At 62.7% G+C, this 5,793-nt stretch carries 8 protein-coding genes; 5 read left to right on the top strand and 3 right to left on the bottom strand.

What is annotated here, in order from left to right; genetic code table 11:
• The first annotated feature begins 4 nt into the window (after positions 1-4).
• The 3 genes from F8J34_RS09795 to F8J34_RS06030 are packed head-to-tail and all read left to right on the top strand — an operon-like array spanning position 5 to position 1,677.
• A complete protein-coding gene (locus tag F8J34_RS09795) occupies positions 5-178 on the top strand; it encodes an OmpA family protein (protein ID WP_363315427.1) in 174 nt (57 codons plus the stop codon).
• An 18-nt stretch (positions 179-196) separates the two neighbouring features.
• Positions 197-724: an OmpH family outer membrane protein gene (locus F8J34_RS06035; RefSeq protein WP_297057174.1), complete on the top strand. Its 528-nt coding sequence runs from the start codon at positions 197-199 to the stop codon at positions 722-724.
• Between the two features lie 5 nt (positions 725-729).
• Entirely contained in the window at positions 730-1,677 is a 948-nt protein-coding gene (locus tag F8J34_RS06030; protein ID WP_297057172.1) for a glucokinase, read from the top strand.
• Here F8J34_RS06030 and tsaE read toward each other — a convergent pair.
• Genes tsaE through acpS form a run of 3 tightly spaced genes read right to left on the bottom strand, consistent with a single transcriptional unit; the run spans position 1,629 to position 3,983 of the window.
• Complete coding sequence (tsaE, locus tag F8J34_RS06025) at positions 1,629-2,045, bottom strand: tRNA (adenosine(37)-N6)-threonylcarbamoyltransferase complex ATPase subunit type 1 TsaE (protein WP_297057170.1); 417 nt, start codon at positions 2,043-2,045, stop codon at positions 1,629-1,631. The genes F8J34_RS06030 and tsaE overlap by 49 nt on opposite strands.
• Entirely contained in the window at positions 2,032-3,600 is a 1,569-nt protein-coding gene (locus F8J34_RS06020) for an NAD(P)H-hydrate dehydratase (protein ID WP_297057169.1), read from the bottom strand. The genes tsaE and F8J34_RS06020 overlap by 14 nt, the downstream gene beginning before the upstream one ends.
• Positions 3,601-3,602: 2 nt before the next feature.
• Complete coding sequence (gene acpS / locus F8J34_RS06015; RefSeq protein ID WP_297057168.1) at positions 3,603-3,983, bottom strand: holo-ACP synthase; 381 nt, start codon at positions 3,981-3,983, stop codon at positions 3,603-3,605.
• Positions 3,984-4,070: 87 nt separating this feature from the next.
• Here acpS and F8J34_RS06010 point away from each other — a divergent pair, with 87 nt between their 5' ends.
• Entirely contained in the window at positions 4,071-4,907 is an 837-nt protein-coding gene (locus F8J34_RS06010; protein ID WP_297057167.1) for a DUF4198 domain-containing protein, read from the top strand.
• Positions 4,907-5,793 (top strand): cobalt transporter CbiM (gene cbiM / locus F8J34_RS06005; RefSeq protein WP_297057165.1); only part of this gene is annotated, 887 nt, incomplete at its 3' end. The genes F8J34_RS06010 and cbiM, both read left to right, overlap by 1 nt.

Below are 5,793 nucleotides of genomic sequence, written 5' to 3'. Positions count from 1 at the left end.
GGCCCTGGGAGAGAAACGGGCCTTGGAGGTACGGCGTTTTCTGATCAATCTGGGGGTTTCCCCGGATCGGCTCTCCACGGTGAGTTTCGGAGAGGAGAGGCCTCTGGCTCTGGGACATGACGAAGCTTCCTGGGCCATCAATCGAAGGGTAGATCTGGTAATCGTGAATAAACCCTGATCAGCCAAGGAGGAGAACATGAAAAGACGTGCGTTCTGGCTGGGATTTTTGTTTTTCTGGTTTTGGGGAATGGCCTGGGCTGCGCCTCCCAAGATCGCGGTCATAGATCTTCAGAGGGTGGTGCGGTCCTCGGAGGCGGGAAAGGAGGCCATGGCCAAGCTTCAGGCCAAGTTTCAGAGTCTGCAGAAAAAACTGGAGGCCAAAAGGAAGGAGATCGAGGCCTTCCAGCAGGAAATGCAGAAAAAGGCCCCGCTCCTTTCCGAGGAGGCCCGGGCCGAGAAACAGAGGGAGTATCAGAAAATGGTGCGTGAATTCCGGGCCATGCAGGAGGATGCCCAGTTCGAGATGAAAGAGGCGGAGAAAAAGGCCTTAAAACCCATCTTTAAGGATCTGGAAAAGGTCATCCGGCAGATGGCCCAGAAGGAAGGCTATGATCTGATCCTGGAGAAGAATATGCCCGGAGTCTATTGGGCCTCCCCGCGGGTGGACATCACCCAGAAGGTCATTCAGCTTTATAACCAGTATCGTCAGGCTCAGAAAAAATAGCCCTCATGATCCTGGCCGCGGATATCGGAGGCACCAGGGCGCGGGTGGCCCTTTTTGAGGAGAGTGGTCCCCTGCGCCCCCGACGGCTTCGGGTCTTTTCCAGTCGGGAATTTACCGGGCTTTTGCCCCTTCTTCGGCGCTATCTCGCACAGACCGGAGAGAGCCCCCGCCTGGCCTCCCTGGCCCTGGCCGGGCCGGTCCTGGGCCGGAAGGTCCATCTTACCAACCTGGGCTGGAGGGTGGAGGCTTCCGCTCTGGAAAAGGGGCTGGGGCTGGAGAGGGTCTTTCTTCTCAATGACCTCGAGGCCCTGGCCTACGCCCTGCCGGCCCTGTCTTCCTCTCAGGTGGAGATCCTGAAACCCGGAAGGCCGCGGGGCAGAGTCTGTGCGGTGGTGGCCCCGGGCACCGGTCTGGGGGAAGCCATCCTGATACGCGCCTCCCAAGGGCCTCTGGTCCTTCCCACCGAAGGCGGGCACGCCGAATTCCCGCCGCAGACCGAGGAGGAATGGGCGCTCTTTCGCCATCTGAGGGAACGTTACGGCCATGTGAGTCTGGAACGGGTGATTTCCGGGCCGGGGCTGACCTCGGTGGGGGCCTTTTTTTCCGGGAGGGAGTCTCCCCCGGAGGATATCGTTTCCCGGGCCCGGGAGGGGGATCCGGCGGCGGAAAAGGCGGTGCGTTTGGTGGCCAGGGCCCTGGGGCGTGAGGCCGGTAGTCTGGCGGTAAAGACCCTGGCCCTGGGAGGGGTCTATCTGGCCGGGGGGCTGGCTCCGGCCCTGAAACCCTGGTTCGCCGAGGAGTTTCTGCCGGCCTTTCTGGACAAGGGCCGGCTGCGGTCCTTCCTGGAAAAGATACCCGTAAAGCTGGTACGACATCCCTATGCCGCCCTTCTCGGGGCCGCCCGTTACGCGCGTCTCTCTATGCGGATCTCCCGCTCCGTTTCCGATAAGTAACGAAAATAGATCCGGTAACGGGCCGGGAGCTCCTCCGGTAAATGTTCGGACCATTCGATCACCGTTACCCCCCGGGGAATGATCTCCGCAAGCCCCAGGTCATCCACCTCCTCCGGGGACAGGCGATAGAGGTCCACGTGGAAAAGGGGAATACGCCCGGGATATTCGTGGATCAGAGCGAAAGAGGGGCTCACTACATAAACCTCCTCCGGGACTCCCAGGCCCCGGGCCAGTCCCTGGACGAAGGTGGTCTTCCCGCTTCCCAGATCTCCGTAGAGTAGAAGGACATCGCCCGGGACGAGTTCCCGGGCCATCCTTTCTCCCAGAGACCGGGTTTCTTCCGGAGAGCGGGTCTTATGGACGGACATGGAGGGTGAGCTCCCGCAGAAGCCGGGGCAGGTGATCCGCCACCTCGGAGGCAGAGAAACCGTAGGGCCCGATGCGGCGGGCGAGTTCGTCGGCGGAGGCACCGTGCAGGAATACGGCCAGGGCTGCGGCCTCGAAGGGAGGGTAGCCCTGGGCCAGCAGGGCCCCGAGCATACCGGAAAGGACATCCCCCATCCCCCCCTGGGCCATTCCGGGGTTGCCGGAGGAGTTTACGGCTTCGTTTCCGTCCGGGGCCACCACCACCGTGGCCGCACCCTTGAGGACCACCACCTGTCCGGAAAGTCGGGCGGCCTCCCGGGCTGCGGCCAGTCGGTCTTCCTGGATACGGTCCTTGGGCCAGCCCAGGAGCCGGGACATCTCTCCCGGATGGGGGGTAAGGACCCGCGGAGCCCTGGCCTGGCGCAGGGATTCCAGGTTTCCGGAAAGAGCGGTCAGGGCATCGGCGTCCAGCACCGCCGGTACCGGCAGTTCCACCGCCAATCTTCGGGCCAGTTCCCGGGCTGCTTCGGAAAGCCCCAGCCCCGGCCCCACCACCGCCGCCCTCATCCGGGAGGCTACCTCAAGAAGCGTTCCGGCGCAGGAGCAGGAGAGTTCCTGGTCGCGGGTCTCGGGCTCAAGCCCCAGGGTGAGGACTTCGGGTAAATAAGAGGCGTAGAGGGTCTGGAGGCTGCGGGCTCCGGCCAGGGTAACCAGCCCGGCTCCGGCCCGGAGGGCCCCACGGGCGGCAAGAACGGCTGCTCCGGTCTTGCCGCGGGATCCGGCCACCACTAGCACATGCCCGTAAGTACCCTTATGCGTATCCGGCCGGCGGGGGCGGAGCCTGGAGAGGGCCCACTGCCGATCCAGCAGAAAACGCCGGGGGGCCTTCTCCTCCACCACCCGTTCGGGCATTCCTATGTCGATGATCCGGAGTTCCCCGGTATATTCCCGGCCGGGGTAAAGGTATTGCCCCACCTTGGGAAGGGCCATGGTGGCGGTGAGACAGGCCCGTACCGCCACTCCCAGAGGTCGTCCGGTGTCCGCGGACAAGCCGGAGGGCATATCCACAGCCACCACCGGACGTCCGGAGGTGTTCATGAGTTCCACCGCCCGGGCGAATCTGCCGGAAACCTCGCGGGAGAGCCCGGTCCCGAACAGGGCATCTACCACCACCCCGCAGGAACGCAGTTCCGGTTTTAGCCCCCGGACCGCCTCTTCGGAAAGGACCGGGATCAGGGGAAGACCGGCGTATTTTGCGATACGGAGATTGATGGCGCTTTCGCCCCGGAATTTTTCCTCCGGGGCCAGGAGGAAAACCCTTACCGGGAACCCCCGGGCGGCCAGATGACGGGCCACCACCAGACCATCGCCTCCGTTGTTCCCCGGGCCGCAGAGGATGGCCACTCCCTGCCGGGCCTGGTCTTCCAGGCGTTCCAGCAGGGATTCCACGGTGCCCCGGCCGGCGTTTTCCATGAGTACCTCGGCCGGCACCCCCACCTCCTCAATGGTATAACGGTCGAGTTCCTGCATCTCCCGGGCATAGACCAGGCGTTTCACCTCTAGCCTCCTTTTTCCAGTACTACCACGGCCAGGGCCAGGCCGGCCTCATGGGTTATGGACACCCAGAGGCGATCGGCCCGGGAAAAGACCATCTCCCGGGCCCTTCCCCGCAGAAACAACCCCGGCTGTCCGGACCGGGGATCCCTTACCAGGGCCACCTCCCGGGGGGAAAATCCGGAAATACCGGTCCCCAGGGCCTTGCCCAGGGCCTCCTTGGCCGCAAAGGAGGCCGCCAGGGCCTCGGCCTCACGGGATTTACTCCGGGCATAAGCTATCTCTTCCTCGGAAAAGATCCGCCGTAAAAACCTCTCTCCATAATTCCGGAGAAGTCTTTCCACCCGCTCCACCTGCACCAGATCCACACCCAGCCCGCAAATCACAAACCCTATTATAGCACTTTACCCGTCCTTGACTTAGTGTTACTTTCAGCATAAAGTTGTTACCCAAGACCTTACGGGAGGTGCGTCATGCTGAAGAGGTTAGGATGGCTGGTTTTGTTCCTGGGATGGCCGGCTCTGGTTTGGGCCCATTTCCTCATCACCGTACCCTCCCGGGGCGGTGGCTACGGGGTGAGGGGGCAGGAGACCTCTTTCTGGCTCCTTTTCGGGCACCCCTTTGAGGGAATCCTTTATGACCTCAAGGTCCCCAAGGCTTATATGATCAATCCCTCGGGCCAGAAGGAATCCCTTTCCCTGGTGCGCATCGAGGTCCAGGATTATGCCTCCGGGAAGAAGAGATTCGGTTATCGGGCTGGTTATCTTCCCACCCGCCGGGGGGATTATCTCCTGTGTGTGGTCTCCCAGCCCTATCTCAATGAGGAGGAAGGGGTGGTCTGGCAGGATCATATGAAGGTCCCTTTTCACGTTCAGGTGGAGAAGGGATGGGAGAACAGATGCGGTTTCACCCTGGAGATAGTCCCCCTTACCCGTCCTTATGGTTTGCGGGTGGGGCAGGTGCTGCGGGGCCGGGTCCTTCTTCAGGGTAAACCCGCCGCCGGGATTACCATCGAGCTGGAAAAATTCAACGGTTTCTATATCCCGGACGAGAAACTCCCGGTGGATGCCTACGGTCGCATCAACGATCCGCTTATCACCCAGACCCTGGTGACCGATGAGGAGGGATACTTCGTGGTGGGTTTTCCTGAAGCGGGATGGTGGGTGATCAATGCCTCGGTCTCCGCGGGAAAGACCCATTACGCCAATCGTACTTTTCCCCTGGTGATTCGGTCCGGGATGTGGATCTATGTCTTCCCGGCGCCTCATATCCCCTCCACCGGTCTGGAATTGCTTAAGGGGTTGCACTGATGCATATCGCCGACGGTGTTCTTCCGGCCTGGGTTTCCGCGACGGGGTGGGCGGTTACCGCCCCCGGTGTGGCCGTAAGTCTGCGAAGGCTCCCGGTGGAGGAGGTCCCCAGGGTGGCCCTTATTACCGCGGCGGTCTTTCTGGCCTCGCTTATCCATGTCCCCCTGGGGCCTACCAGCGTTCATCTCATCCTTAACGGCCTGGCCGGTATCCTCTTGGGGCCGCTGGCCTTCCTGGCCTTCTTTGTGGCCCTAACCCTTCAGGCCCTCCTCTTTCAATTCGGAGGGATCTTTTCGCTGGGGGTGAATACCCTGGTCATGGGAGGGCCGGCCTTTCTGGTGGGGTGGCTTTCGCGTCGTCTCCCGGGGCTCAGGAGGCCCCTGCCGGCCGGCCTCCTGGGCGGAGCCGCGGTACTGGTCTCCGGGGTGTTTCTGGCCCTGGCCCTGTCTCTGGCCGGCGAGGGGTTCGTTTCGGTGGCCAAGCTGGCCCTGGGAGTCCATCTTCCCGTGGCCCTGGTGGAAGGGATTATTACCGGTCTGGTGGTCCTTCTGCTGCAAAGGCTACGCCCGGAAATCCTGCTGGCCCTCCTCCTGCTCTTCCTCCTTCCCACTCCCTCGCAGGCCCACCGGCTGGATGCCGATGTCTTCCTCACGCCTCAGGGGATCCGGGTGGAGGCCTATTTTCCGGATGGAACCCCCGCTCGCGACGATCTGGTGGTGGTCTATTGCGGGGACCAGAAGGTGGCTCAGGCCCGAACCGATGAGCAGGGGGTGGCCCTTCTGCCCCGCCCCCGGAACTGTACTCAGGCCAAAATAGTGGTAAGCGGGGCCCTGGGGCATCGGGCGGTGCGTACCCTCAGGCTGGCCTCGGCCCTTTCCCCCACCCC

Origin of the sequence: Thermosulfurimonas sp., assembly GCF_015491435.1 — a bacterium.
Lineage (GTDB): Bacteria > Desulfobacterota > Thermodesulfobacteria > Thermodesulfobacteriales > Thermodesulfobacteriaceae > Thermosulfurimonas_A.
This window is presented reverse-complemented; position numbering and strand designations above follow the sequence as displayed.

Bases quoted from the DNA above. Each gene is read 5' to 3' on its own strand.
- F8J34_RS06030 (WP_297057172.1), top strand. From the start codon at position 730: ATGATCCTGGCCGCGGATATCGGAGGCACCAGGGCGCGGGTGGCCCTT.
- F8J34_RS06035 (WP_297057174.1), top strand. From the start codon at position 197: ATGAAAAGACGTGCGTTCTGGCTGGGATTTTTGTTTTTCTGGTTTTGG.
- F8J34_RS06010 (WP_297057167.1), top strand. From the start codon at position 4,071: ATGCTGAAGAGGTTAGGATGGCTGGTTTTGTTCCTGGGATGGCCGGCT.
- tsaE (WP_297057170.1), bottom strand. From the start codon at position 2,045: ATGTCCGTCCATAAGACCCGCTCTCCGGAAGAAACCCGGTCTCTGGGA.